The organism is Bradyrhizobium sp. 192 (genome assembly GCF_023100965.1).
Lineage (GTDB): Bacteria > Pseudomonadota > Alphaproteobacteria > Rhizobiales > Xanthobacteraceae > Bradyrhizobium > Bradyrhizobium symbiodeficiens.
Window position 1 is genome coordinate 4,513,406 of sequence record NZ_CP064690.1, and the last position, 25,527, is coordinate 4,538,932.

Consider the following 25,527-nt stretch of genomic DNA (forward strand, 5'->3'; position numbering starts at 1 on the left):
AAAGACGGATAGGGGAGGATCGACATGAGCGACGGCCAGACCGGACTGCAACTGCGTTCGCTGCTGAAGAAGAGCGGCGAGCTGGAATTGTCCCTCGTGAATGTCCCGACTCCGGAGCCGGCTGACGACGAGGTCGTGGTCCGCGTCGAGGCGACGCCGATCAACCCCTCCGACCTCGGGCTCCTGATCGGACCGGCCGACATGTCGGCCGCCAAGGCTTCCGGCACCAGGGAGATGCCGGTCATCACCGCGACGATGCCGGAGGCTGCGATGCGGATGATGGCAGCCCGGCTTGATCAGTCGCTGCCGGTCGGCAACGAGGGCGCCGGCACGGTCATCCGGACCGGATCTTCGGACGCAGCAAAGGCGCTGATGGGCAAGACGGTGTCGATGATCGGCGGCGCGATGTACACGCAGTACCGCGTGCTGAAGGTCCGCGACGTCATGGAACTGCCGGCGGGCACCACGGCCGCCGACGGTGCGTCCTGGTTCGTCAATCCGCTGACCGCGCTCGGCATGACCGAGACGATGCGGCGGGAGGGCCACAAGGCGCTCGTGCACACGGCGGCTGCGTCCAATCTCGGCCAGATGCTCAACAAGATCTGCATCAAGGACGGCATCGGCCTCGTCAACATCGTCAGGAGCAAGGAGCAGGCCGATATCCTGCACAAGATCGGCGCCAAGCACGTCGTCGATTCCAGCGCGCCTGGTTTCACGGACGATCTTACCAATGCGCTGGTCGAGACCGGCGCCACGATCGCCTTCGACGCCATCGGCGGCGGCAAGCTGGCCAGCCAGATTCTGACCGCCATGGAAGTTGCGGCCAACAAGACCGCGAAGGAATACAGCCGCTACGGCTCCAACGTGTACAAGCAGATCTATATCTACGGCAGCCTCGACAACCGTCCGACCGAATTGAGCCGGTCGTTCGGACTGACCTGGGGCGTCGGCGGCTGGCTGTTGACCCCGTTCCTCCAGAATATCGGTCCGGCCGAGATCGGCCGCCTGCGTCAGCGCGTTGCGTCCGAGCTCAAGACCACCTTCGCCAGTCATTACACCAAGGTGGTGTCGCTGACCGAGGTGCTCGATCCCGCCAACATCGCCGTGTACGCCAAACGGGCCACCGGCGAGAAATTCCTCGTCAACCCGAACAAATAGTCGGGGCGTGCGAGGGCGGATGATTCCAGGGCGGGGCGCGGCGGCTCGATCGACGCATCACGCCTGGGCAGTTGGGCGGACAACGATCTCGCCGACGTCCACATTGTCCGGTTGGCGTATCGCAAAAGCGATGGCTTCGGCGATGGCACTCGCCGGAATGGCGATTGCCTTCATGGCCGTCTGTCCCTGTTGCCTTAGCTCGGAATCCGTCATCGAGGAGGGGAGCTCGGTGTCGACATAACCGGGAGAGATGGTCGTCACTCGCAGCGACGGACCGGCCTCCTGACGAAGCCCCTCGGAAATCGCCCTGACCGCGTTCTTCGACCCCGCATAGACTGCCATTGTCGGAACGATCCTGATCCCGGCGGTCGACAGCGTGTTGACGAAATGACCGAAGCCCTGACGTCGAAAGACAGGCAAGGCCGCGGCAATCCCGTAGAGCACGCCCTTCACATTCACGTCGATCATGTCGTCCCAGTCGTCGACCCGGAGGTCGTCGAGGCGGGAGATCGGGGCAATCCCCGCATTGTTGATCAGGACGTCCAGCTTCCCGTATCGCTCTGTTGCAAGTCCGACGAGGGCGGCAACATCCTGGCGCTGCCTGACGTCGGTGACGAGATAGGACGCCTTTCCGCCCTTCGAGACGATGCTCGCGGCAAGCGTCTCCAGTCTGTCGGAGCGTCGCGCGCCGAGGACCACGATGGCGCCGTGCTCTGCGAGATGCCGGGCGGTCGCTTCGCCAATTCCGCTGCTGGCGCCCGTGATGGCGATGACCTTGCCTGCGGTACCCGTCATGGCAGTTCCGTTCAGTTCGTTTGCGGGACGAACGTCGCATCGGAAACGAGGATGATCTATGCTCAGGCGGGTCGAAAATCGTCGAGATCGGATCAAGCCTTGGACAAGCATCTGGGCAGGACGTTGGACCCCAAAATCTTGGACCCCAAGACCTCGGACCCCAAGACCACGGACCCTCTGTCTCAGGTCTTCTCACTCCTGGACGTTCGCGCCGCGCGATGTACGAGGTTCGAGGCGGGCGGCAGGTGGTCGTATCGGTTCCCGGCAAAATCCGACCTGAAGTTCGGCGCGGTCATTCAAGGCGAATGCTGGATCGATTTCGGCGATGAAGCCCGTCATCAGCTCGCCTCCGGCGACTGCTTTCTTCTCTCCAATGCGCCGGCCTATATTCTGGCCAACGACGAACATCTTGCTCCCGAGGATGGTATCGCGGCGTTCGATTGGGCGCAGTCGGACGTCGCGCGCCACGCCGGCGGCGATACCGTGTTGCTCGCCGGCAGTTTCGGCTTCGAAGCGTCGGACGCCGAATTGCTGCTCGACGCGCTTCCGCGCTTTCTGCTCTTACCGTCACGCAGTCCGCCGGCGTCCGTCATTCAGTCCACGCTCGGGATTCTCGACCTCGAAATCAGGGGGACGGGAATTGGAGCGGCGGTGCTCACCAACAGGCTGGCCGACGTCCTGCTGGTCCAGGTGCTCCGTGCGGCGTTGGATCAGACCGACGGCGAGGGGCTCGGATGGATCAATGCGCTGGTCGATGCCCGGATCGGCAAGGCAATTGGGTTGATGCACGCAGACGCCGCTCACCCCTGGACCCTGGACGCATTGGCCGGCGCGGTCGCAATGTCGCGATCTGCGTTTTCGAAGCGGTTCAAGTCCCTGGTCGGGCTGGCGCCGCTCGACTACCTGCTTCGCTGGCGCATGCGGCTGGCACGCGACCACCTGCGGCTCGGCGCCAGCGTTTCTGCAATCGCCGCGCGGTTGGGATATTCGTCGGAAAGCGCCTTCGGGCACGCCTTCAAGCGAGTCTACGGCCAAGCGCCGAAGCGATATTGGCGCAGACAGGCGATAGGCGAAAAATTCCTCATCAACCCAAATAAATAATCGTGATCTGCGACGGCAGGTCACCGCAGGATGGGCTTGCCTTCTGAGCGAAGCGGGAGATTATTCCGCCGCCATTGAATGCGGAAAACCGCAAGGGCTCAGAAGAGGACCTCTCCATGACCGATCTCAATCGCCGTCATTTGCTCGCAGGCGCCGCTGCCGTCGGTGCTGCCGCAATCACCGGCCTTCGACCGGCCGCCGTCAATGCCGCGGTACCGCAAGCCGCGACGCAGGCGCCGGGCTTCTATCGCTACAAGGTCGGCAGCTACGAGTGCACCTCGATCAACGACGGCGCGCGCACCTTCCCGATGCCGCACAAGCTCGTCGCCAACAAGCCGAAGGAGGAAGCGTTGGCCGCAGGCGAGGCGGCCTACATGCCGAAGGGCATGGTTACGGTGCCGTTCAACCCGCAACTCATCAATACCGGCTCCAAGCTGGTGCTGATCGACACCGGCAACGGCGTCGCCAATCTCGAGGCGAGCAAGGGCGCCGTCGGTCGCACCCTCCAAAATCTCCAGGCTGCCGGCGTCGATCCCAAGAACGTCGACGTCGTGCTGCTCTCGCATCTGCATCCCGATCACACCAACGGCATCCGTCTCGCCGACGGCGCGCTCGCATTTCCCAATGCGGAGATCATGGTGCCGGGCAAGGACTGGGAGTTCTGGACCAGTGAGGACAACGCGGCCAAGGCCGAGTCCAACCCGATGATGAAGAGCTACTTCGCCAACGTGAAGAAGACCTTCGCCGGCCTCGAGTCCAAGGTCACCAAATTCGCGTGGGGCAAGGAGGTTGCGCCGGGCATCACCTCGATTGCGACGCCTGGGCACACGCCGGGCCACACCTCGTTCGCCGTCGCCTCCGGCGATGCCAAGGTGCTGATCCAGTCGGATGTCACCAACATTCCGGAATTCTTCCTGCGCAATCCCGACTGGCACGTGATGTTCGACAACGATGCCGCGCTGGCACAGGAGACGCGCCACAAATTCTACGACATGGCGGCGGCGGAGAAGGCGACCGTCATCGGCTTCCACTTCACGTTCCCGTCGGTCGGCCATGTCGAGAAGGACGGCGCCAAGTACCGCCTGATCCCGTCGGCGTGGAATCCGACGATCTGACCGGAGTTGGACATTTGCGAAAGATCGGGCCGCCGCTTGGCGGCCTGATTTGTTTGGAACGAATGTTGCGGATCAATCGTAGCCCCGGACTGCCCCAATCGTCTGCTTCCGCGAAACGCAGCGTTTCCAAATCCGGCCGGTTCATGCACTTGCATCCATCGCGCGAGATCGATTAAGTGCCGTCGCGGCACTCCAGCTCAAGCCCTCAAGGACACCTCATGGCCTACAACATCGTCACGATCGCCGGCAGCCTGCGCAAGGACAGCTTTTCGCTGAAGATCGCCAATGCACTGGCCAAGCTTGCGCCTGATACGCTCAAGCTCGAGGTCGTCACGCCGGCCGGCATCTCGTTCTTCAATCAGGACCTCGAGGGCGCGCCGCCCGCGGACTGGCTGGCCTTCCGCGACAAGCTGCAGAAGTCGGACGGCGTCATTTTCGTCACGCCGGAATACAACCGCGCCATCCCGGGTGTGCTGAAGAACGCCATCGACGTGGCGTCGCGGCCCTATGGCAAGAGCTCGTTCAACGGCAAGCCGGTCGGCATCGTCTCGAATTCACCGGGCCCGCTCGGCGGCGTCAGCGCCGCAAAGACGCTGCAGAACATCCTGCCGGGTATCTCCGGCCCGATCATGCAGCAGCCGGAGGCCTATCTGAACGCGGTCGGCGATGCCTTCGACGCGGACGGCAATCTGGTCAAGGAGTCGCTGAAGCCGGTGCTCCAGGCCTATATCGACGCCTTCGCCGCGCACGTCGCCAAGCACCACGGCTGAGGCCCAAAAACGCTCCGTCATGGCCGGGCTTGTCCCGGCCATCCACGTTCTTGCGACGAAGGACGTGGATGCCCGGCACAAGGCCGGGCATGACGGCCGCTGAGACAGTGCGCGTCTGTCACGCTTCAATTCCAGCGGGCGGGCAGGGCAATTAGCACTCCCTTAACCAACCTGTCCCATGTTCCCAGGATGGTCTCCCGCGCGCGCTTGAAATCGATCCTGACCGGTCTTGCCCTCTACGCGATGGCAGCCGCCATCGTCGGCTATTTCGGCGTCAACGCCTATACCGGCAAATACGGCCTCAACGCCCGCCAGGAACTCGACCAGGAGATCATCGCCCTGACCAGCGAGCTGGCCCAGCTCAAGCGCGAGCGCGCCAGGAGCGAGCAGCGGGTGTCGCTGCTGCGGTCCGAGCGGATCGACCCCGACATGCTGGACGAGCGGGCGCGCTACCAGCTCGACTATGTCAATCCGCGCGATCTCGTTCGGATGATCCCGGCGAAGTAATGCGGGCTTGGCGCGCGCTGCTGCCTCCCCGAGCACAGCGACCCCTCGCTGATTCCGTCGATCCGACGCGACCATGATATGCGCAGAGCGCGGTGCCGTCGCGCGAATGACCTCGGCGTGTCTGCGATCTGGCTCGCCACACACCTTGCCGTGAGTTTGGAGCTAATGTTGCCCGATGAGCGCCAAACGTTGTGCAATATTTCGATCACGTTGCAGTGCGGCATAACGAAACCTGTGCCGCGTCGCCGCAGCGCTTTCGCGCCCGTTTGAGTTGGGTTAGAGAGGACGAAAGTTTTCTCTGACCCGGAATTCCTATGGCCGCACCCAAGAAAGCCGCCGCAAGCACGACACAAGACAAGACCGACGGCGGTTCGCCCCCGGAATTCACCAGGGAGCAGGAGCTCAAGGCGCTCCGCGACATGCTCCTGATCCGGCGGTTCGAGGAAAAGGCCGGCCAGCTCTACGGCATGGGCGCGATCGGCGGCTTCTGCCACCTCTATATCGGCCAGGAGGCCGTGGTGGTCGGCATGCAGATGGCCCTGAAGCAGGGCGATCAGGTCATCACCGGCTATCGCGATCACGGCCACATGCTTGCCACCGGGATGGATGCCAACGGCGTAATGGCCGAGCTCACGGGCCGCCGCGGCGGTTATTCCAAGGGCAAGGGCGGCTCCATGCACATGTTCAGCAAGGAGAAGCACTTCTACGGCGGCCACGGCATCGTCGGCGCCCAGGTCTCGCTCGGCACGGGTCTCGCCTTCGCCAACAATTATCGCGGTAACGGCAATGTCAGCGTCACCTATTTCGGCGACGGCGCGGCCAACCAGGGCCAGGTCTATGAGAGTTTCAACATGGCGGAGCTCTGGAAGCTGCCGGTGATCTACGTCATCGAGAACAACCGCTACGCCATGGGCACATCTGTCTCGCGCGCCTCGGCACAGCAGGATTTCTCCAAGCGCGGCGCGTCGTTCAACATCCCCGGCAAGCAGATCGACGGCATGGACGTCCGCGCCGTCAAGGCCGCGGGCGAGGAGGCTGCGGCCTGGTGCCGCGCTGGCAAGGGCCCCTTCATCCTGGAGATGCAGACCTACCGCTATCGCGGCCACTCGATGTCCGACCCTGCAAAATATCGCACGCGCGAGGAAGTCGAGAAGGTCCGCCACGACCAGGACCCGATCGAGCAGGTGCGCAACCGCCTGTTGGCCGCCAAGGTCAGCGAGGCCGACCTCAAGGCGATCGACGCCGAGGTGCGCGACATCGTCAACGCGTCCGCAGATTTCGCCCAGCATGATCCCGAGCCGGATGCCGCCGAGCTCTGGACCGACATTTACCGCTGAACGCGCGCAAGCTTTCTTTTGGAGCCGATATGCCAATTCAAGTGCTGATGCCCGCGTTGTCGCCCACGATGGAGAAGGGCAACCTCGCCAAATGGCTGAAAAAAGAGGGCGAGACGATCAAGTCGGGTGATGTCATCGCCGAGATCGAGACCGACAAGGCGACCATGGAGGTCGAAGCGACCGACGAGGGCACGCTCGGCAAGATCCTGATCCCCGAGGGCACTGCTGACGTCGCGGTGAATACGCCGATCGCGACCATCCTCGCCGACGGTGAAAGCGCCGACGACCTCGCCAAGGCGCCTGCGCCTGCGGCGCAGAAGGCCGCCGAGTCCGCACCGCCTGCCGCCGCAAAGGCCGAGGCGCCCGCGCCCAAAGCCGCGCCGGCGCCGCAGGCCGTCGCCGAGCCCGATCCCGAGGTGCCTGCCGGCACCGAGATGATCACGCAGACGATCCGCGAAGCCTTGCGCGACGCCATGGCCGAAGAGATGCGCCGCGACGCCGACGTCTTCGTGATGGGCGAGGAAGTCGCCGAATATCAGGGCGCCTACAAGGTGACGCAGGGCCTGCTTCAGGAATTCGGCGCCAAGCGCGTGATCGACACCCCGATCACCGAGCACGGCTTTGCCGGCGTCGGCGTCGGCGCCGCCATGACGGGCCTCAAGCCCATCGTCGAGTTCATGACCTTCAACTTCGCGATGCAGGCGATCGACCAGATCATCAACTCCGCGGCCAAGACGCTCTATATGTCCGGCGGCCAGATGGGCTGCTCGATCGTGTTCCGCGGGCCCAATGGTGCGGCCGCGCGCGTCGCCGCCCAGCACAGCCAGGATTATTCGGCCTGGTACTCGAACGTCCCCGGCCTCAAGGTCGTCGCGCCGTTCTCGGCCGCCGATTACAAGGGCCTTCTCAAGGCTGCGATCCGCGATCCCAATCCGGTGATCTTCCTCGAGAACGAGGTGCTCTACGGCCACACCGGCGAGGTGCCGAAGCTCGATGATTTCATCATCCCGATCGGCAAGGCTCGAATCGTGCGCACCGGCAGTCACGTCACCATCGTCTCCTGGTCGAACGGCATGACCTACGCGCTGAAGGCCGCCGACGAACTCGCCAAGGAGGGCATCGAGGCCGAAGTGATCGATTTGCGCACGCTGCGCCCGATGGACACCGAGACCATCATCAACTCGGTGAAGAAGACCGGCCGCGCCGTCACGGTGGAAGAGGGCTGGGCCCAGAGCGGCGTCGGCGCCGAGATCGCCGCGCGCATCATGGAGCACGCCTTCGACTATCTGGACGCGCCGGTTGCGCGCGTCTCCGGCAAGGACGTGCCGATGCCCTATGCGGCGAACCTGGAGAAGCTCGCGCTGCCTTCGGTGGCTGAGGTGGTCGAGGCCGCCAAAGCCGTCTGCTACAGGTAGACCATGGCGGGCCCGAAGGAGCAGCCGTTACCACCCGACGTCCTTGCCCGCGACGACGCGGTCGAGATCCTGCGCGTGTTCGTGCTGGACGGCGGGCTGTCGATGGCGTTCCAGCGGGCCTTCGAGGAGCCCGACATGTGGGGCTTGCTGCTGGTCGATCTCGCCCGTCATGCTGCGCGTGCTTATGCGCGCGAGAGCGAATATACCGAAGAGGACGCACTGAACCGGATCCTGGAGATGTTCCAGGCCGAGATCGAGCGTCCGACCGACACCGGCACCACCACGCCGCGCGGCAAGGGGCACTGACCGTGGCGATCGAAGCGCATCATTTCGATTTCATGCTGGAGGCGATCCGCGAGGCGGAGGCCTCGATCGCGCAGGGCGGCCTGCCGATCGGCGCCGTGCTGACGCGCGACAACAAGATCATCGCCCGCGGCCATAACAACCGCGTGCAGGAGAACAATCCGATCCTGCATGGCGAGATGAGCTGCCTGCGCGAGGCCGGCGCGATCTCGTTCCATGACACCGTCATGTACACCACGCTGTCGCCATGCTCGATGTGCGCGGGCGCGCTGGGGCTGTTCAAGGTGAAGCTCGTGGTGATCGGAGAGTCCGTCACCTTCGAGGGATCCAAGGACATCCTCGACAAGTTCGGCATTCCCTGGATCGATCTTGCCGACGACCGCTCCATCACAATGATGAAGAATTGGCGTTCCATCCCTGCCAATGAACGCCTCTGGCAGGGCGATATCGGCAACTAAACCTGGTCTGTTCGTCTCCGCTGTCGGAGGCGAATTTTTGCAAAGTTCTTCTTGAGGTCAGCATGCCCATCAACATCCTGATGCCCGCTCTCTCGCCGACGATGGAGAAGGGCAACCTCGCCAAATGGCTGAAGAAGGAAGGCGACAAGGTCAAATCCGGCGATGTCATCGCCGAGATCGAGACCGACAAGGCGACCATGGAGGTCGAGGCCATCGACGAGGGCACGATCGCCAGGATCCTGGTGCCCGAGGGCACGCAGGACGTTCCGGTCAACGACGTGATCGCAGTGCTCGCCGGCGAAGGTGAGGACGTCAAGGCCGCGGGTGCCGCCAAGCCCAGCGCTTCAGCCGCGCCGCCGAAAGCTGCCGACGCTCCTGCTGCGGCGCCGGCTCCCGCAGCTGCGCCTGCCGCGCCCAAGGCGGCCCCGCCGCCCGCTGCTGCACCTGCGCCGCAGGCCGCAGCACCGGCCGCACAAAGCAACGGTCATGCCGGTCGCGTGTTCTCATCGCCGCTGGCGCGGCGTCTGGCCAAAGAAGCCGGCATCGATGTCGGCATGGTCACCGGCACCGGCCCGCACGGCCGCGTGGTCGCGCGCGACGTCGAGCAGGCCAAGTCCGGCAAGGGTCTCAAGGCACCCGCTGCGGCACCGTCCGGCGGTGCACCCTCGATCGCTCCGACCATGTCGGACAAGCAGATCCTGTCGCTGTTCGAGCCCGGCTCCTACGAGGTCGTCCCGCATGACGGCATGCGCCGCACCATCGCGCAGCGCCTGACCGCGTCGATCCAGAACGTTCCGCACTTCTACCTGACCATGGACTGCGACATCGGCAAGCTGCTCGCAGCGCGTGAGGAGATCAATGCCGCAGCTCCCAAGGACAAGGAAAAGAAGCCGCTCTACAAGATCTCGGTCAACGACTTCGTCATCAAGGCGATGGCGGTGGCGCTGCAGAAGATCCCGAACTGCAACGTCAGCTGGACCGAAAGCGGCATGGTCAAGCACCATCATTCCGACGTCGGCGTTGCGGTAGCGATGCCCGGCGGCCTGATCACGCCGATCATCCGGAAAGCGGAGACCAAGACGCTCTCCACCATCTCCAACGAGATGAAGGACTTTGCCGCGCGCGCCCGCTCCCGCAAGCTGAAGCCGGAAGAGTATCAGGGCGGCACCACCGCCGTCTCCAACCTCGGCATGTACGGCATCAGCCACTTCACCGCCGTGATCAACCCACCGCATGCCACCATCCTCGCGGTCGGCACCAGCGAGGAGCGCCCCGTCGTGCGCGGCGGCAAGATCGAGATCGCGCACATGATGAGCGTGACCCTGTCCTGCGATCACCGCGCCATCGATGGCGCGCTCGGTGCCGAGCTGATCGGCGCGTTCAAGCAGCTGATCGAAAACCCCGTGATGATGATGGTCTGACGCCGCGGCAGAGGGGGCAATTTTGCATGTCCGTACCCGCTGGCCATGGATATCGCTGCTGCTCGGAGCCGTCGTCGCGCTCAACCCGATCGGGCTCGATTTTCTGCACTCTGCGTTCTTTGCCGGCGAGCAACTGGCACGGAACATCGCCCAGCCTATCGTGCTCATCGCTCTGGCCGTCATGGTCCTGGCGGTGATGCTCGAATGGCTGGTGAGATCTTTTCTGGTCAAGCGCCGCGCTCGCGGCGCCTCTTGAGTTGAACGGGAGCCGCCATGGCCGACACATCCTTCGACGTCATCATCATCGGCTCCGGTCCCGGCGGCTACGTCGCCGCGATCCGTGCCGCGCAGCTCGGCCTCAAGACCGCGATCGTCGAGAAATCCTATCTCGGCGGCATCTGCCTGAACTGGGGCTGCATCCCGACCAAGGCGCTGCTGCGCTCCGCCGAGATCTACCACTACATGCAGCACGCCGGGGATTACGGCCTGTCGGCGGAAAACATCTCGTTCGATCCGAAGGCCGTGGTGCAGCGCTCGCGCGGCGTCTCGAAGCGGCTCAACGACGGCGTCGGCTTCCTGATGAAGAAGAACAAGGTCAGCGTGATCTGGGGCGCGGCGACGATCGACGCGCCCGGCAAGGTCACCGTGAAGAAATCCGACGTCGAGGCGCCGAAGGGCGCGCTGGGCGAGGGGAGCTATCAGGCCAAGCACATCATCGTCGCGACCGGCGCTCGGCCGCGCGTGCTGCCGGGGCTCGAGCCCGACAAGAAGCTGATCTGGACCTATTTCGAGGCGATGGTCCCGGAGAAGATGCCCAAATCGCTGCTGGTGGTCGGCTCCGGCGCGATCGGCATCGAGTTCGCTTCGTTCTTCCACACCATGGGCTCGGAGGTCACCGTCGTCGAGGTGCTGCCGCAGATCCTGCCCGTCGAGGACGCCGAGATCGCGGGCCTTGCCCGCAAGCGCCTGGAGAAGCAGGGCATCAAGATCATGTCCTCGACCAAGGTGACCAAGCTCGAGAAGAAGGCCGACAGCGTCGTCGCCACCATCGACGACGGCAAGGGCAAGCCTGTCACGACAGAGTTCGAGCGCGTCATCTCCGCCGTCGGCGTCGTCGGCAACATCGAGAATCTCGGCCTCGAAAAGCTCGGCGTGAAGACCGAGCGCGGCTGTGTCGTGATCGACGGCTATGGCAAGACCAACGTCCCCGGCATCTACGCCATCGGCGACGTCGCGGGTCCCCCGATGCTCGCACACAAGGCCGAGCATGAAGGCGTGATCTGCGTCGAGGCGATCAAGGGCCTGCACCCGCATCCCATGGACAAGCTGCTGATCCCCGGCTGCACCTATTGCAATCCGCAGGTGGCCTCGGTCGGCCTCACCGAAGCCAAGGCGAAAGAAGGCGGCCGCGAGATCCGCGTCGGCCGCTTCCCCTTCGTCGGCAACGGCAAGGCGATCGCGCTCGGGGAGGACCAGGGCCTGGTCAAGGTCATCTTCGACAAGAAGACCGGCCAGCTGTTAGGGGCCCACATGGTGGGCGCCGAGGTCACCGAGCTGATCCAGGGCTACGTCGTCGCCATGAACCTGGAGACCACGGAAGAAGAGCTGATGCACACGGTATTCCCGCATCCGACCCTGTCGGAGATGATGAAGGAGGCCGTGCTGGATGCGTATGGACGGGTGTTGAATATTTGATTCGTTCTCCGCTCGTCATGCGCGGGCTTGACCCGCGCATCCATCAAACGAGCTGCTATTCAAGTGATGGATTGCCGGGTCAAGCCCGGCACTGACGGATGCAAGAAACTGGCGACACAAGAAAGAAGAAAGATCGAGCCATGCACGACAACGACAATCTCACTATCGAACGCCCGACCTTCGTCACCCATCTCGAATGCGCGATGGAGGGCGACCACTACGCCGCCGACCAGGTCCACAATCTCTCCAAGGCCGGCAAGCCGCTGCTGGTGCGCTACGATCTCGCCGGCGTGAAGAAGGCGCTGACCAAGGACGCACTTGCGCAGCGACCCGCCGACATGTGGCGCTATCGCGAATTGCTGCCGGTGCGCAAATGCCAGGACATTGTCTCGCTCGGCGAGGTGACGACGCCGCTGATCCGGCTGCCCAAGCTCGGCAAGAAGCTCGGCGGCGGCGAGATCATCGTCAAGGACGAGGGGCGGCTGCCGACCGGCTCGTTCAAGGCGCGTGGCCTTGTGATGGCGGTGTCGATGGGTAAGGCGCTCGGCATCAAGCACATGGCGATGCCGACCAACGGCAATGCCGGCGCGGCGCTGGCGGCCTACGCGACCTCCTGCGGCATCAAGACCACGATCTTCTGCCCGGCCGATACGCCCGAAGTGAACGTCAGCGAGATCGAACTGCAGGGCGCGACCGTCTACCGCGTCAACGGCTATATCGACGATTGCGGCAAGATCGTCGGCGAGGGGAAAGCAAAAGTCGGCTGGTTCGACACCTCCACGCTGAAGGAGCCGTATCGCATCGAGGGCAAGAAGACGATGGGCCTCGAGCTCGCCGAGCAGCTCGGCTGGGACGTGCCCGACGTGATCTTCTATCCGACCGGCGGCGGCACGGGCCTGATCGGCATGTGGAAGGCGTTCGACGAACTCGAGAAGATCGGGTTCATCGGCTCCAAGCGTCCGCGCATGGTCGCGGTGCAGGCCTCCGGCTGTGCGCCGATGGTGCGCGCCTACGAGGCCGGCACCGAGCACGCCACGCGCTGGGAGGACGCCCACACCATCGCGTCGGGCATCCGCGTGCCGCAGGCGATCGGCGATTTCCTGATCCTGCGCGCGGTGCGCGAGAGCAAGGGCTTTGCCATCGCGGTCGATGACGACAAGATCTCGGCGGCGCTGAACGAGGTCGCGCGCGAGGAGGGGCTCTTGCTGTGTCCCGAGGGCGCCGCGACTTATGCCGCCTACAAGGACAGCCTCGCCGATGGTCGCGTCTCGAAGGCCGACCGCGTCATGCTGTTCAACTGCGCAACCGGCCTGAAATACCCGCTGCCGAAGGTCGACCGCACGCTCGATCGCCACAAGCCGATCGACTACACGCAGTTTTAGCTTAGTTCTCCCTCGCCCCGTTCTTGCGGGGGCGCGACGAGCTTTGTCGCGCTGGGAGGGGGGCCGGGGGTGAGGGGCTGCTTCCGCAAACACGGTGCTGGTTGCGTTCGCGGAGACTCCCCTTACCCGAACTACTTCGCAATTCGACCTCTTCCCGCAAGCGGGGCGAGGTGAAGAAAAACAACAATGACATTGCTGGGAGAAGACAATGACGAAGGCCGTCTGGGCTGCGCTGTTTGCTGTTCTCACTGTGACCGGCGCCGCGCGCGCCGATGACTATCCCACCCATCCGATCACCATTATCGTGCCCTTCGCGGCCGGCGGACCGTCGGATGCGATGGCGCGTGTGCTCGCCGAGCGGATGCGCACTGCGCTCGGCCAGCCCCTCGTGGTCGAGAACGTCACCGGCGCGGGCGGCTCGATCGGCGTTGCCCGTGCCGTGCAATCGCCGCCAGACGGCTACACAATCTCGTTCGGCCACCTCGGCACCCACGTCGCCAACGGCGCCGTCTACAAGCTCAAATACGACCTCGTCACCGACCTCGAGCCCGTAGTGCTGCTGCCGAGCAATCCGATGATCGTCGTCAGCAAGAACGCGGTGCCGGCGACGTCGCTGAAAGAGCTGATCGAATGGCTGAAGTCGCGGCCGTCGCCGCCGACGGCGGGCACCGCCGGCGCAGGCTCCGGCAGCCACATCGCTGGCGTCTATTTCGAGAGCGTCTCCGGCATCAAGCTGCAATACGTACCGTATCGCGGCACCGCGCCGGCGCTGAACGATCTCATTGCTGGCCAGATCGACATCATCGTCGACCAGACCTCCAACTCGATCGGCCAGGTCCGCGCCGGTACCATCCGCGCCTACGCCATCACCGACAGCAAGCGCCTGGCCTCGGCGCCCGATATCCCGACCGCGGAGGAAGCGGGCCTGAAGGGCTTCAACATGACGCTGTGGTCGGGCCTGTGGGTGCCGAAGGGCACGCCGAAGGAGATCGTGACCAAGCTCAACGCCGCAGCCGTGGAGGCGCTGAACGATCCCGCCGTGAGGAAGCAGCTCGAAGGCCAGGGCCTGGAGATGACGCCGAAGGACCAGCTCACCCCCGAAGCGCTCGGCGCGCGGCAAAAGGCCGAGATCGCCAAATGGTGGCCGATCATCAAGGCTGCGAACATCAAGGTGGATTGAGGGCCGAGGTGCGTAGATCTCGTAGGTTGGGCAAAGCGCAGCGTGCCCACCATCCTGATTCATCTGAGAGGTTGGTGGGCACGGCGCAAGTGCGCCTTTGCCCACCCTTGTATTAGCGCATCGGTATAGGATTGGCCCCGTTCCGTGAGGAATGGCCCAGCCCGGGTGGCCACCCTGGCTGGGCCGCCGATCGATCGGATCGATGCCCACCGAAGCCTTGAGGGCTGCGTTTCGTAGCAAGATCGCGGTCGGCACTTCATCGGGACCCGCATGGTTGAACGAACTTCAGGTTCGCATAACAAGGGAGGGTCGAGGAAGATGGCCAAGCGTAACACGATCTGTGCCGGGATCGATACCGGCAAACGCAAGCTCGACGTGGCGATCGATGGCAACTCTGAGCAGTTGCGGGTCGACAACACGGCAAGAGGTCACCAGGCGCTGGTGGAGTGGTTGAAGTGCCGCAAGGTAAAGAGGGTCGGGATCGAGGCAAGTGGAGGCTACGAGCAGGCGGTCGTTGCGGAGCTGCGGCGCAAGCGTTTCGTCGTCGTGCTGTTTCAGCCGAAGCAGGTCCGCGCCTATGCCACGTTCCGTCTGCTGCTGGCTAAGAACGACAGGATCGACGCGGCGCTGATCGCGACGTGCACTGCCGCGGTCAAGACGATCCATCCTGCACCGGATCCGCGGTTGCAGCCCTTTGCCGAGCATCTGACCATGATCGATCAGATCACGGAAGACATCGCAAGGCTGAAGAACCGGCTCGAGAGTTGCCGCGACAAGCGGATTCAAGGGGTTTGGAAGGCGCAGATCGCGCTGTTGGCAAAGTCCAAACGAGCCGAGTTCAAGGCGCTGCTGGCGGCGATCCGCAAGCATCCTGATCTCGCCGCACGGCTCGATCTGATCTACAGCGTCGCCGGCTGCGGTCTGCCGACCGCGGCTGCCGTCCTGATCAGGATGCCCGAGATCGGCAACATCACACGCGAACGGGCCTCAGCTCTCAGTGGACTGGCGCCTTACGACGACGATAGCGGCGAACGATCCGGTGCCCGTCACATCAAAGGTGGCCGTGAGCGGCTGCGTTGGGCGCTCTACAACGCGGCTCTTCCGGCATCCTCCCGATGGAACCCGCAGATGAAGGCTCTCTATACAAGGCTGATCGCCGCCGGAAAATCTCATAAATGCGCGCTGGTCGCTTGCGCCAGAAAGTTGCTCGTCACGATCAACGCCGTGGTCGCCCGCGGAACTCCGTGGATCGCCGAAGCGCCTCAAACTGCCAAGCTGCCCGCCACCTGATCGCGTTTCTTTGTTCGATCAGGCGGCCGTTTCTTCGTCCCGACCTTCCGCCTGGACGACGCCGTGCGCCGCGGCCGTCAAGGTTGGCCGTCGCGAACGCCCCGCGTCAAACTCGCTGCCGCCAGGCCACACCTTGACGGCTGCAAGCCCGGCGTCATGCTTGCGGAAAATCGGGAGAACCTTAATGGTTGCTACGACACCGGTGTTTATTCCGCCGGCGTCGCCACGGCAGCGGCGTCCTTCGTCACCACGCGCTCGTCGCTCTTGCCGGCGACCATGCTGCCGCCCTCGAACCGGGCGCGGTACACCAGCACGTTCTCCATCACGCGCTGGACGTAATTGCGCGTCTCCGACAGCGGGATACGCTCGACCCAGTCGACCGGATCGACATTGGGATCCCTGGGGTCGCCGCGGGCCTGCACCCATTCGCGCACGCGGCCGCGGCCGGCATTGTAGCCGGCGAAGGTCATGATCTGGTTGCCGCGATATTCCGACAGCAGCGCGCTGAGCTCGGCCGCGCCCATTTGCGTGTTGTAGACGGGATCGGAGACCATCTTGTCCCAATCATAGGTCAGGCCGAAGCGCTTGGCGGTGTCGCGGCCGGCTTCGGGCGTCACCTGCATCAGCCCGACCGCGTTGGCCGCCGACTTGTCGCGCTGGTCGAACGAGCTTTCGGTGCGCGCCACCGAATAGATCACGCTGGTCTCGATCGCGGGTGCGACCTGCTGATGCGCGGGGATGCCGATGGTCGGGAAGGCGTAATGGTCCAGCGCGAGGCCGCGCGCCAGCGCCGACTTGCCGACCTCCAGCATGACGCGCGCGTCGTTGCGCTGTCCGGCGAGCGCGCCGAGGGCTTCGAGGGCCGCGACGTCGGTGCTCTCCCGGGCGAAATCCTCGGCGTAGTAAAACACCGTGTCACGCTCGCCGATGCCGTAGAGCATGCCGGCGGCACGCACGCGTTCGTCCGCGGCCGGGGTGTCCAGCGCGGCCAGCACGGGCGAGGGCGGCCGCAGCTCGATGCGGTCGAGGCCCAGCTTGGCGCGCGCGAGCTGGCCGTAATAGGCGGTCGGATAGCGCGCGGCCGCCCGGTAGCTCAGGCGCGCATCGGCGGTCGCACCCATCGCCTCGGCGGCACGGCCGCGCCAGTAATTGGCACGCGACAGTGCGATCGGATTGGCCGAGCCTTCGTCGATGGCGGCGAAGTGCGCCATCGCCGCCTGGGGATCCCGAAGGAAGCGCAGCGCAATCCAGCCGCACATGAAATGATAATCGACGCGGTAGACTTCCTTCTCGGGCACCGCCGCGGTGCGCACCACGTCATACGCCGCTTTGAACTTGCCCTGGTCGAGCAGCTTGCGTGCGAGCATGCGACGCTCGCGCCACCAGGCATCGGTGTCCTGGGAGGCCATGGTGTCGGGTGCGGCGGCCAGGATCAATTCGGCGGCGTCGTCGATGCGGTCCTTCTGCAGGTGCCATTGGGCGCGGCACAGCACATAGCCGAGATCGCGGCGCGCTTCGGCCGGGACGTCCTCGAGATCATCCTTGGCCTTGCTGGCCTTGCCGGTGACGGCGGCGCACGCCTTGACGATCGCCAGCGCATCCTCGCCGAGCCGTTTTGCGGCGCGCCGCGCACCGGCATAGTCCTTGGCGCCGAGCCGCTTGTCCATGCGGGCACGATGGTCCTCGGCGGTGAGGAGATCGCGGAACGCCTCGTAAGCGTCTTCCTCGCTGCGCTCGGACAATTCGTCGGTGCGCCAGGCCTCGCGCACGAGGCGCGTGGCCCTGTCGGTATCGCCTTCCGTGAGCAGCACGCGGGCGAGGGCGAACTTGCCCTTGGCGCTGATCGGCCGGTCCATGGTGAATTTGTGCACGGTGGCGGCGTCGCTCTTCTCCTGCCAAAGCCGGGCCTCGGCGCGCCGGCGCAGCAGGGTGCGGCTCGGCCAGTCCGGATTGGCGGCGAGGAAGGCGGCATAACGCTTGAAATTCGCCGTGCTATCGGAATGGCGTAGCATGAACCAGTCGGCGACCTTCTGGCCGGCGGGATCGATGATGCGGTCGCGCGCCGCGCTCGCATCATCCGTCTTGCCCTTGCGCGCGAGGTCGATCGCATCCTTCAGCGCGGCGAGGTCGCCGGTCAGAGGCGGCGATGCCGGCTTGTCCGAGAGCGCCTCGCCGGTCTTCTTCGACTTGCGCTTGGCCTCGGCATGCTTGCCATGGCGGGATTTCACCGCCGAAGACCTGGCCGCGGCATGACGCTGCTTGCCGGCCTTCGCCTCGTGCGACTTCTTCGACGCGGACGATTTGTGGCTGCTCTTCGCCGCCAGTTCGGTGGGAAGGAGGGCCATTGCGGCGACGGCAACGAGACACGCGAGCGAGCGTAGGCACTGGTTCATTCCATGGTCCCCCTGCGAAACCACTACAAACCAAGGTCCGCGACGACAGGCGGCTTGAGAATCAAAGACACCAAAAACGATGCCACGACATCGTTTCGCATTCCTCACGCTGTCGCAACAATGCGGCAAAATACGGATTGGAACTGGGGAACTTCCGAAAACGCGGAAAAGGTAGCGCCTTTAACCTTCGTTAACGCATTCGGGTCGTGTCGCGACTTCCAGGGGCTCACGACGTCACGGGCGGGCAGATGCGCCATGTTCCCGCGGCCAAATCCGGTGTATTGAGTTCCCAGTTCCATCCTCTTGGCCATTGCTCCCGCACCTATGCCGATTTTCAACCAGTCGATCCGGCGCAAGATCGTCGGCATCGCCCTCGGATTGATCGTCCTGATGCTGGTCACTTCGATCCTGTCGATGGTGATGTCGAGCCAGGTCGGCGTCCTGCTGGACGAGCTGACCAACCGCTACATCCCGGCCTATAGCCATCTCGCCCGCGCCAACGTCCGCTCGCTGGAGCGGGCGCTGGCGCTGCGGCGGATGGTCATGACCAGGATGGGCGCGCAGTCGGACGAGGAGGCCTATGCGGCGCGGCTTCGTGACTTCGAGGCACTGGACCGCAAGTTCGAGGAGGAGGCCGAGACCGCGCGCAAGCTCATCAACGCGATCATCAACGATCCCAGGACGTATTCCGACAATGCCGCGCTGGGGCGGATCGACGTTCGCATCGAAACCGCCGTCACCGAGCTGCGGCGCGATCTGGACGAGGGCAATGCGAAGCTGCTCAAGCAGATCGAGGCCAGGGACATGGCCGAGGCCCGGGCCACGCTGGAACACCTCGATAGGCAGCGCAATGCGTTCGACCAGAGGGTCGATGCGATCCGCGCCGAAATGCTGACCCAGGTCTTCTTCTCGACGTCGCAGGTGATCAGCCGCCAGCATCAGGCCATCGTCATTTCGGGCGTCGTCACGTTGCTCGCGGCGATCGTCGGCTTCGCCTTCGCGCTTCTGGTGTCCAGCGGCATCACGCGGCCGGTGCGGCTGCTGCTCGCCGGAGCCCGCGAGGTCGAGGCGGGCCGCTTCGACAAGTCGATCACCGTCTCCACGCAGGACGAGATCGGCGAGCTTGCCGCGGCGTTCAACCGCATGACCGAGCAGCTCAGGCACAACGAGCGCATCCGCGAGACCTTCGGCCGCTACATCGATCCCAAGGTGGTGCAGGGCCTGATCGACCGGCCCGAGGTCGCCATCGACGGCGAGCGCCGGGTCATGACCATCATGTTCTGCGACATGAGCGGCTTCACCGCGATGAGCGAGGGCATGACCCCGCGCGGCCTCGTCAAGGTGATGAACCACTATCTCACGGTGATGTCCGCACCCGTCAGGAGCAATCGCGGCATCATCGACAAATATATCGGCGACGCGATCATGTCCTATTGGGGCCCGCCCTTCGTCGAGGAGGACGAGCAGGCTCTGCTTGCCGGCGTTGCGGCAATCGAGATGGCCGACCAGGTCCCCGCGCTGCAGCGTCAGCTGCCGGACCTGCTCGGCATTCGCGCGATGCCCGCGCCGTGCGATTTGCGGATCGGCATCGCCACCGGCGAGGTCCTGACCGGCAGCATCGGCTCCGAGCTGATGATGAGCTTCACCGTGATGGGCGATGCCGTGAACCTGGCGTCGCGGCTGGAGGCCGTCAACAAGGTCTACGGCACCCGCATCCTGATCTCGCAGGCCACGGCCGAGGCGATCGGATCGCGGCTCGAGCTGCGCGAGATCGATCGTCTGGCGGTCGCCGGCCAGAGCGCTCCGCAGGCGATCTACGAGGTGATGGCGCGGGCGGGCGCGCTCACCGGCGCTCAGGACGGCCTGCGCGCGCACTATGCCGAAGGGCTCGCCGCCTATCGTGCCCGGCGGTTCGACGAGGCGCGCGCCGCCTTCAGTGCCGCGCTCGAAGCCGTGCCCGGCGACGGCCCCTCGCGCATTATGCTCGGCCGCATCGCGCAGTTCGAGGCGAGCCCGCCCGACGAAGGATGGGACGGCGCCTGGCGGCTGGACAGCAAATAGGCTGTCGCACCGGAAAAATTCATTCTGCTCGATAACGATGTTCGCCGTGACCTATTTCCCGGGCCTAGGTTGGGTGTCCTTGAGGCGTTTGATGGGGACACGCCGATGACACATCTTGAGGACAGGCTGGAACGGTTCGAGACGCTCACCGCCGAATGTGAGCTGATCGCCAAGCTCGCCACCGACAGCACCAAGCGCGAGTTCTATCTGAAGCTTTCGGAGCAATACCGTCAGCTGGCGGTGGACATGCGGCAGGCGATCGCGGCCAAGGCCGCTGCGGCCTGACGCCGGCTGCAATCCGTTCTTAAGGTTTGGCGCGCATCCTGCGTGTGAGCGTCGCGTTTCTCGATTGCTCGCAGTGGGAATGCCGGGCTTCGTTGCAATGCAGCGCACCCCGTGAACGTCATCGCCATCCTGACAGGGCAATCCCATGCGCCTCGTTGCCGTGATCATCATCGCGCTCATGACGGCGGCCTGCGACCGGGAGCAGGACATTACCGGCTCGACGTCGATCTGTCCGCTGCGGAACACCAGCTATAATCCCCGCGACTTGAACCAGTGCGTCAGTGCCTGCAAATCGTGCGATCGCGGCACCACGGTCACCTGTACCACCTCCTGCACCCTCAAGGGCGCGCGCTGAGCTGCGGTTCTCGTGGCACTCCCGGCGGCGGTGCTCGGGCACCGGAACGATTCACATCGGCCAATCATTGAGGGGCAGGCAGGACGCGGAGTCCGACGGAAATGGGTATGCTCGATCCCGGTCGATTTCTGGTGTCGTGCTCGTATTGCAATGCATGGCCGATGGCGGCCAATGTGAAGCGGTCGAGCTGGATGGCCACCCCGCACGAGGTCCGCTTCGTCTGTACGCGCTGCCACCGCGAGGAGACCGCGATTGTCTCGGCCTCCGGCGAATTGACCCCGATCAAGTGCGTCGATGTTCCGTCCCGCGACGTCGCTGTCGCCTGGGCCCAGGCCCAGCGGTCCCGAGGGCGAGCCTGACCGGCGACTGGTTCGACTTTTCCGGATGGAACCCGACCGGCCCCTCGAACGTTTTGTGCCGGGATATCAACGTGAGGGGCCGGACGAATGATCGGCGAGCATTTCGACACCCGGACGCGGATCAACATGAAGTTGGCGCTTGATCGGATCTGCCGCGATCGTCCGGCGGGCGAGGATCACGGTTTCCGCCGGTCGGTTGCGGAGAGCATCATCCGCTGTGCGCTCACGGGACGCACCGGGATCGGCCAGCTGGTCGATGCCGGCGAACGGGCGGTGATCAAGACCGGTTCGCAAAGGCATCCGGCCCAGTGACAATTGCGTGCGCGCGTCGCGTGCGTCGGAGCCCCCAGTGAACAGTGCTGTCGAGCCAACAACGGCGAGGGCTCCCGCAGATTTCCTCTCAGGCGGTGGAGAAATGGGTGCACGCATGCGCGCCCACGACTGGACCAGCACGCCGCTGGGAGAGCCGCAAAGCTGGCCGCGCAGCCTCAAGACGGCCGTGCGCATCATGCTGACCTCGCGCCAGCCGATCTGGATCGGCTGGGGACGGGAGCTGATCTATCTCTACAACGACGCCTACAAGTCGATCATCGGCGGCAAGCATCCCTGGGCGCTGGGCCGGCCGACTGCGGAAATCTGGCGCGAGATCTGGACCGACATCGGCCCGATGCTCGCGACCGCGATGGGAGGCGACGAGGGCACCTACGTCGAAGAGCAACTTCTGATCATGGAGCGGAGCGGCTATCCGGAGGAGACCTATTACACCTTCTCCTACAGTCCGATTCCCGATGATGACGGTCTGGTCGGTGGCATCATCTGCGCCAATACCGACGACACGCGCCGTGTCATCGGTGACCGGCAGCTTGCGCTGCTGCGCGAGCTTGCGGCCACGACCGCCGAAACGCGTAGCCTTCAGGAGGCTTGCCGCCGCTCCAGCCTTGCGCTCGCGACGGACACGCGCGACGTGCCGTTCGCGCTGATCTATCTGGTCGAGCCCGAGGGGCGCGAGATCGCGCTGGTGGGCAGGTGCGGTATCGATGCTGACCATCCCGCGGCGCTGGCGCAGCTCCCGTTGGAGGGGCCGGCGCTCTGGCCGCTTGCCGAGGTCATTCGCGAACAGAAGCCGCAGGTGGTCTCCCATCTCGCCGCGCGCTTCGGGGCCGAATGTCCGCGCGGCACATGGGACGTGCCGCCGCGGCAGGCGGCTGTGATCCCCATCCCGGCCCGCGGCGAGACGGCCCGCAAAGGGGTGCTGGTCGCCGGCCTCAATCCATTTCGGCTGTTCGACGACGACTATCGCAATTTTCTCGAACTTGCGGCCGGCGAGATCGGCGCCAGCCTGGCCAATGCGCAGGCCTACGAGGAGGAGCGTCGACGTGCCGAGGCGCTGGCTGAGATCGACCGCGCCAAGACGACGTTCTTCTCCAACATCAGCCACGAGTTCCGCACCCCGCTGACCCTGATGCTGGGACCGATCGAGGACGCGCTCAACGATACCTCGCTGACGTCGCTGCCTGAGGTGCAGCGCGAGCGGCTCGACGTTGCGCATCGCAATTCGCTCCGCCTGCTGCGGCTGGTGAACAGCCTGCTCGACTTCTCCCGCATCGAGGCGGGGCGGGTGCGGGCGAGCTTCGTTCCGACCGATCTTGCCGCGTTCACCGCCGAACTCGCCTCGAACTTCCGTTCGGCGACCGATCGGGCCGGCTTGCGCCTGATCATCGCCTGTCCGGCGCTGCCGCACGACGTCCATGTCGATCGCGAGATGTGGGAGAAGATCGTCCTCAACCTGATGTCCAACGCGTTCAAGTTCACCTTCGAGGGCGAGATCGCGGTCGAGATGGGCACCAGCGCCGACGGCAAGTCCGCCGAATTGCGCGTGCGTGACACCGGCACGGGGATTCCCCCGGACGAACTGCCGCATCTGTTCGAGCGCTTTCATCGCATCGAGGGAGCGAAGGGACGCACGTTCGAGGGCAGCGGTATCGGGCTCGCGCTGGTGCACGAGCTGATCAAGCAGCACGGCGGCGCCATCACGGTGGCGAGCGAATTCGGCCGCGGCAGCGCTTTCACTGTTACGATCCCGTTCGGATCGGCTCATCTGCCGGCAGAACGTGTTGCCGACCGCCTTGCGACGACGCTGACGACCGGAAGCGGAGTCGAAGCCTATGTCCAGGAGGCGCTGCGCTGGCTGCCGCAGGATGAGGGCGCCACGGATCTGCGCGGTGATCTCACGCTGGAGAGCACGAGCGAGACGCCGGACGCCTCCACACGTGGCAGCGGCGAGCGCATCATCCTTGCGGATGACAACACCGACCTGCGCAACTATGTCAAGCGTCTGCTCGAAGCCCAAGGCTACAGGGTGGAGGCCTTCGCCGACGGGCAGGGCGCGCTGGACGCCGCGAGGCACCATCGGCCCGACCTCATCCTGTCCGACGTCATGATGCCGCGCCTCGACGGCATCGGGCTGCTTGGCGCATTGCGCCGCGACGACAATCTGCGTGGATCGCCCGTCATCCTGTTGTCGGCGCGCGCCGGCGAAGAGGCCCGCGTCGAGGGGCTGGAGGCCGGCGCCGATGACTACGTCAACAAGCCGTTCTCGGCGCGCGAATTGTTGGCGCGGGTGCGCGCCAATTTGCAGCTGGCGCGCATTCGCAGGGATGCCGAGGAGATCCAGCGCCGCCAGGCCGCGCGACTGGAGGCTGTCGTCAGCACGGTGCCGACCGCGGTCTGGTTCACCCACGACCGCGAGGCGAAGCGGGTTTTCGGCAATGCCTATGGAGCGCGGCTATTGCGGGTCCGGCCCGATACCAACATGTCGCTGTCGGCGCCCGAGGGCGAACGTCCGGCCTGCCGCGTCCTTCGCAATCGCGTCCAGGTCGAGACGTCCGAACTGCCGCTGCAGCGCGCGGCCCGCGGCGAGGAAGTCGCAGGCGAGGAACTCGAACTCTGCTTCGAAGACGGCTCCTCGGTCACCGCGATCTTCCAGGCGTCTCCGATCGTCGACGCCGCCGGTGTGTTCCAGGGCGCCGTCTGCGCGGCCATCGACATCACCGAGCGCAAGCGGCAGGAGCGCCATCGCGAACTGCTGGTCAACGAGCTCAATCACCGCGTCAAGAACACGCTGACGACAGTGCAGTCGTTCGCGCTCCAGACCTTGCGCAACGCATCCAGCCTGGCGGAGGGGCGCAAGGCGTTCGATGCACGATTGATCGCCTTGTCGAAGGCACACGATGTGCTCGTCAGGGAAAATTGGGAGTCCGCGGAACTGAGAGAGGTCGTGACCGAGGCTCTCGCCGCGCATGCCGAGCCGGAGAGTGCGAGGCTCAATTTCGGCGGGCCCGATCTGCGCATGCGGCCTTCGGCTGCACTGGCCATCTCGATGGCGTTGCACGAGCTCGCGACCAACGCCGTCAAGCATGGTGCCCTGTCGAACGGTTCGGGAACCGTCGACCTCGCCTGGAAGGTCGACGATCGCTTCGAGCTGTGCTGGACCGAGCTGGGCGGTCCCGCCGTGGCCCCGCCGTCGCGGCGCGGGTTCGGCACCCGCCTGATTCAGCAGGGGCTGCCCCACGAATTCGGCGGCGCCGATGTCGATCTGCGCTTCGCGCCTGAAGGCGTCGTTTGCGTCATTCGCGCGCCGCTGCATGAAATCCGCGCCAGCCTGGGCGGATTCGATATCGCAACGATGGCTGTCGGGAGGCCCTCATGAAACCTGAAACCGATCTGGCTGGCCAGCGGGTCTTCGTCGTCGAAGACGAGTCGCTGGTGATGATGCTGCTCGAGGATTCCGTTGTCGATGCCGGTTGCGAGATCGCGGGCATGGCCTCGCGCGTCGATGACGCGCTCGAGAAGGCGGCTGCGCTCTCGTATGACGTTGCTGTCCTCGACGTCAATCTCAACGGGCGGCAGACTTTCGAGGTCGCGCGCTGTATCGCAGAACGCGGCATACCTTACGTGTTCGCCACCGGGTACGGTCCTGCGAGCCTGCTTGCGGACTTCCGCCACGTTCCGATCCTGCAGAAGCCGTTTCAGCAACAGGACCTGGAGACCGCGCTCCGCCAGGCTCTGGCGGCGCAGGGGGAGCGGAACGAACCCGCTCCCCCTGGCGAGCTTCCGGCCACGCAGAGCTGTTCCCTGGCGTAGCCGT

Annotated in this window: 24 protein-coding genes; 22 read left to right on the top strand and 2 right to left on the bottom strand. The window is 64.9% G+C overall.

Annotated elements, in window-relative coordinates; all coding sequences use genetic code 11:
- Positions 1-24: 24 nt before the first annotated feature.
- Positions 25-1,158, top strand: coding sequence for a zinc-binding dehydrogenase (locus tag IVB24_RS20550; RefSeq protein WP_247768344.1), 1,134 nt, complete (start codon positions 25-27; stop codon positions 1,156-1,158).
- Between the two features lie 57 nt (positions 1,159-1,215).
- Here the strand turns inward: IVB24_RS20550 and IVB24_RS20555 are convergent, their stop codons facing one another.
- Entirely contained in the window at positions 1,216-1,953 is a 738-nt protein-coding gene (locus tag IVB24_RS20555) for an SDR family oxidoreductase (RefSeq protein WP_247768346.1), read from the bottom strand.
- Between the two features lie 138 nt (positions 1,954-2,091).
- Between IVB24_RS20555 and IVB24_RS20560 the strand changes: the two genes are divergently transcribed.
- The 14 genes from IVB24_RS20560 (at position 2,092) to IVB24_RS20625 (ending at position 15,927) form a co-directional block, all read left to right on the top strand.
- Positions 2,092-3,054 (top strand): AraC family transcriptional regulator, encoded by a 963-nt coding sequence (locus IVB24_RS20560; RefSeq protein ID WP_247774138.1) that lies wholly within the window; start codon positions 2,092-2,094, stop codon positions 3,052-3,054.
- 116 nt (positions 3,055-3,170) lie between these two features.
- A complete protein-coding gene (locus tag IVB24_RS20565) occupies positions 3,171-4,169 on the top strand; it encodes an MBL fold metallo-hydrolase (RefSeq protein WP_247768348.1) in 999 nt (332 codons plus the stop codon).
- A 218-nt stretch (positions 4,170-4,387) separates the two neighbouring features.
- Positions 4,388-4,939, top strand: coding sequence for an NAD(P)H-dependent oxidoreductase (locus tag IVB24_RS20570; RefSeq protein ID WP_247768350.1), 552 nt, complete (start codon positions 4,388-4,390; stop codon positions 4,937-4,939).
- Positions 4,940-5,128: 189 nt separating this feature from the next.
- A complete protein-coding gene (locus tag IVB24_RS20575; RefSeq protein ID WP_094977753.1) occupies positions 5,129-5,446 on the top strand; it encodes a septum formation initiator family protein in 318 nt (105 codons plus the stop codon).
- 314 nt (positions 5,447-5,760) lie between these two features.
- Positions 5,761-6,783, top strand: coding sequence for a pyruvate dehydrogenase (acetyl-transferring) E1 component subunit alpha (pdhA, locus tag IVB24_RS20580; RefSeq protein ID WP_166469249.1), 1,023 nt, complete (start codon positions 5,761-5,763; stop codon positions 6,781-6,783).
- Between the two features lie 29 nt (positions 6,784-6,812).
- On the top strand, positions 6,813-8,198 hold the full coding sequence (locus tag IVB24_RS20585; RefSeq protein WP_166475189.1) for a pyruvate dehydrogenase complex E1 component subunit beta: 1,386 nt from the start codon (positions 6,813-6,815) through the stop codon (positions 8,196-8,198).
- A 3-nt stretch (positions 8,199-8,201) separates the two neighbouring features.
- On the top strand, positions 8,202-8,504 hold the full coding sequence (locus IVB24_RS20590; RefSeq protein ID WP_027529768.1) for a DUF5076 domain-containing protein: 303 nt from the start codon (positions 8,202-8,204) through the stop codon (positions 8,502-8,504).
- A gap of 2 nt (positions 8,505-8,506) precedes the next feature.
- Entirely contained in the window at positions 8,507-8,959 is a 453-nt protein-coding gene (locus IVB24_RS20595) for a nucleoside deaminase (RefSeq protein WP_028141599.1), read from the top strand.
- 62 nt (positions 8,960-9,021) lie between these two features.
- Positions 9,022-10,380 (top strand): pyruvate dehydrogenase complex dihydrolipoamide acetyltransferase, encoded by a 1,359-nt coding sequence (locus IVB24_RS20600; RefSeq protein WP_247768352.1) that lies wholly within the window; start codon positions 9,022-9,024, stop codon positions 10,378-10,380.
- Positions 10,381-10,402: 22 nt separating this feature from the next.
- Positions 10,403-10,636, top strand: coding sequence for a hypothetical protein (locus IVB24_RS20605; protein ID WP_094977757.1), 234 nt, complete (start codon positions 10,403-10,405; stop codon positions 10,634-10,636).
- A gap of 17 nt (positions 10,637-10,653) precedes the next feature.
- Positions 10,654-12,075: a dihydrolipoyl dehydrogenase gene (gene lpdA / locus IVB24_RS20610; RefSeq protein ID WP_247768354.1), complete on the top strand. Its 1,422-nt coding sequence runs from the start codon at positions 10,654-10,656 to the stop codon at positions 12,073-12,075.
- 140 nt (positions 12,076-12,215) lie between these two features.
- On the top strand, positions 12,216-13,457 hold the full coding sequence (locus tag IVB24_RS20615) for a threonine synthase (protein WP_166469253.1): 1,242 nt from the start codon (positions 12,216-12,218) through the stop codon (positions 13,455-13,457).
- A 208-nt stretch (positions 13,458-13,665) separates the two neighbouring features.
- A complete protein-coding gene (locus IVB24_RS20620) occupies positions 13,666-14,637 on the top strand; it encodes a tripartite tricarboxylate transporter substrate binding protein BugD (RefSeq protein ID WP_247768356.1) in 972 nt (323 codons plus the stop codon).
- Between the two features lie 318 nt (positions 14,638-14,955).
- Complete coding sequence (locus IVB24_RS20625; protein WP_247768358.1) at positions 14,956-15,927, top strand: IS110 family transposase; 972 nt, start codon at positions 14,956-14,958, stop codon at positions 15,925-15,927.
- A 206-nt stretch (positions 15,928-16,133) separates the two neighbouring features.
- Here IVB24_RS20625 and IVB24_RS20630 read toward each other — a convergent pair whose 3' ends face one another.
- Positions 16,134-18,320, bottom strand: a complete 2,187-nt coding sequence (locus IVB24_RS20630) for a lytic transglycosylase domain-containing protein (protein WP_247768360.1) — start codon at positions 18,318-18,320, stop codon at positions 16,134-16,136.
- Between the two features lie 324 nt (positions 18,321-18,644).
- Here IVB24_RS20630 and IVB24_RS20635 point away from each other — a divergent pair, with 324 nt between their 5' ends.
- The 7 genes from IVB24_RS20635 to IVB24_RS20665 all read left to right on the top strand — a co-directional run bounded on the left by IVB24_RS20635 (position 18,645) and on the right by IVB24_RS20665 (position 25,523).
- Positions 18,645-20,381: an adenylate/guanylate cyclase domain-containing protein gene (locus IVB24_RS20635; RefSeq protein ID WP_247768362.1), complete on the top strand. Its 1,737-nt coding sequence runs from the start codon at positions 18,645-18,647 to the stop codon at positions 20,379-20,381.
- Between the two features lie 105 nt (positions 20,382-20,486).
- Positions 20,487-20,666 carry a hypothetical protein gene (locus IVB24_RS20640; protein ID WP_094977763.1) on the top strand — a complete coding sequence of 60 codons (180 nt, stop codon included), beginning with the start codon at positions 20,487-20,489 and terminating at the stop codon, positions 20,664-20,666.
- A gap of 145 nt (positions 20,667-20,811) precedes the next feature.
- The gene (locus tag IVB24_RS20645) at positions 20,812-21,021 is read left to right on the top strand and encodes a hypothetical protein (RefSeq protein ID WP_094977764.1); all 210 of its coding nucleotides are present in this window, start codon (positions 20,812-20,814) and stop codon (positions 21,019-21,021) included.
- 107 nt (positions 21,022-21,128) lie between these two features.
- A complete protein-coding gene (locus IVB24_RS20650; RefSeq protein WP_247768364.1) occupies positions 21,129-21,380 on the top strand; it encodes a hypothetical protein in 252 nt (83 codons plus the stop codon).
- Positions 21,381-21,467: 87 nt separating this feature from the next.
- On the top strand, positions 21,468-21,692 hold the full coding sequence (locus IVB24_RS20655; RefSeq protein ID WP_247768366.1) for a hypothetical protein: 225 nt from the start codon (positions 21,468-21,470) through the stop codon (positions 21,690-21,692).
- A gap of 103 nt (positions 21,693-21,795) precedes the next feature.
- The gene (locus tag IVB24_RS20660) at positions 21,796-25,089 is read left to right on the top strand and encodes an ATP-binding protein (RefSeq protein WP_247768368.1); all 3,294 of its coding nucleotides are present in this window, start codon (positions 21,796-21,798) and stop codon (positions 25,087-25,089) included.
- Positions 25,086-25,523: a response regulator gene (locus IVB24_RS20665; RefSeq protein WP_247768369.1), complete on the top strand. Its 438-nt coding sequence runs from the start codon at positions 25,086-25,088 to the stop codon at positions 25,521-25,523. Before IVB24_RS20660 ends, IVB24_RS20665 begins: the two co-directional genes overlap by 4 nt.
- The last annotated feature ends 4 nt before the right edge of the window (positions 25,524-25,527 follow it).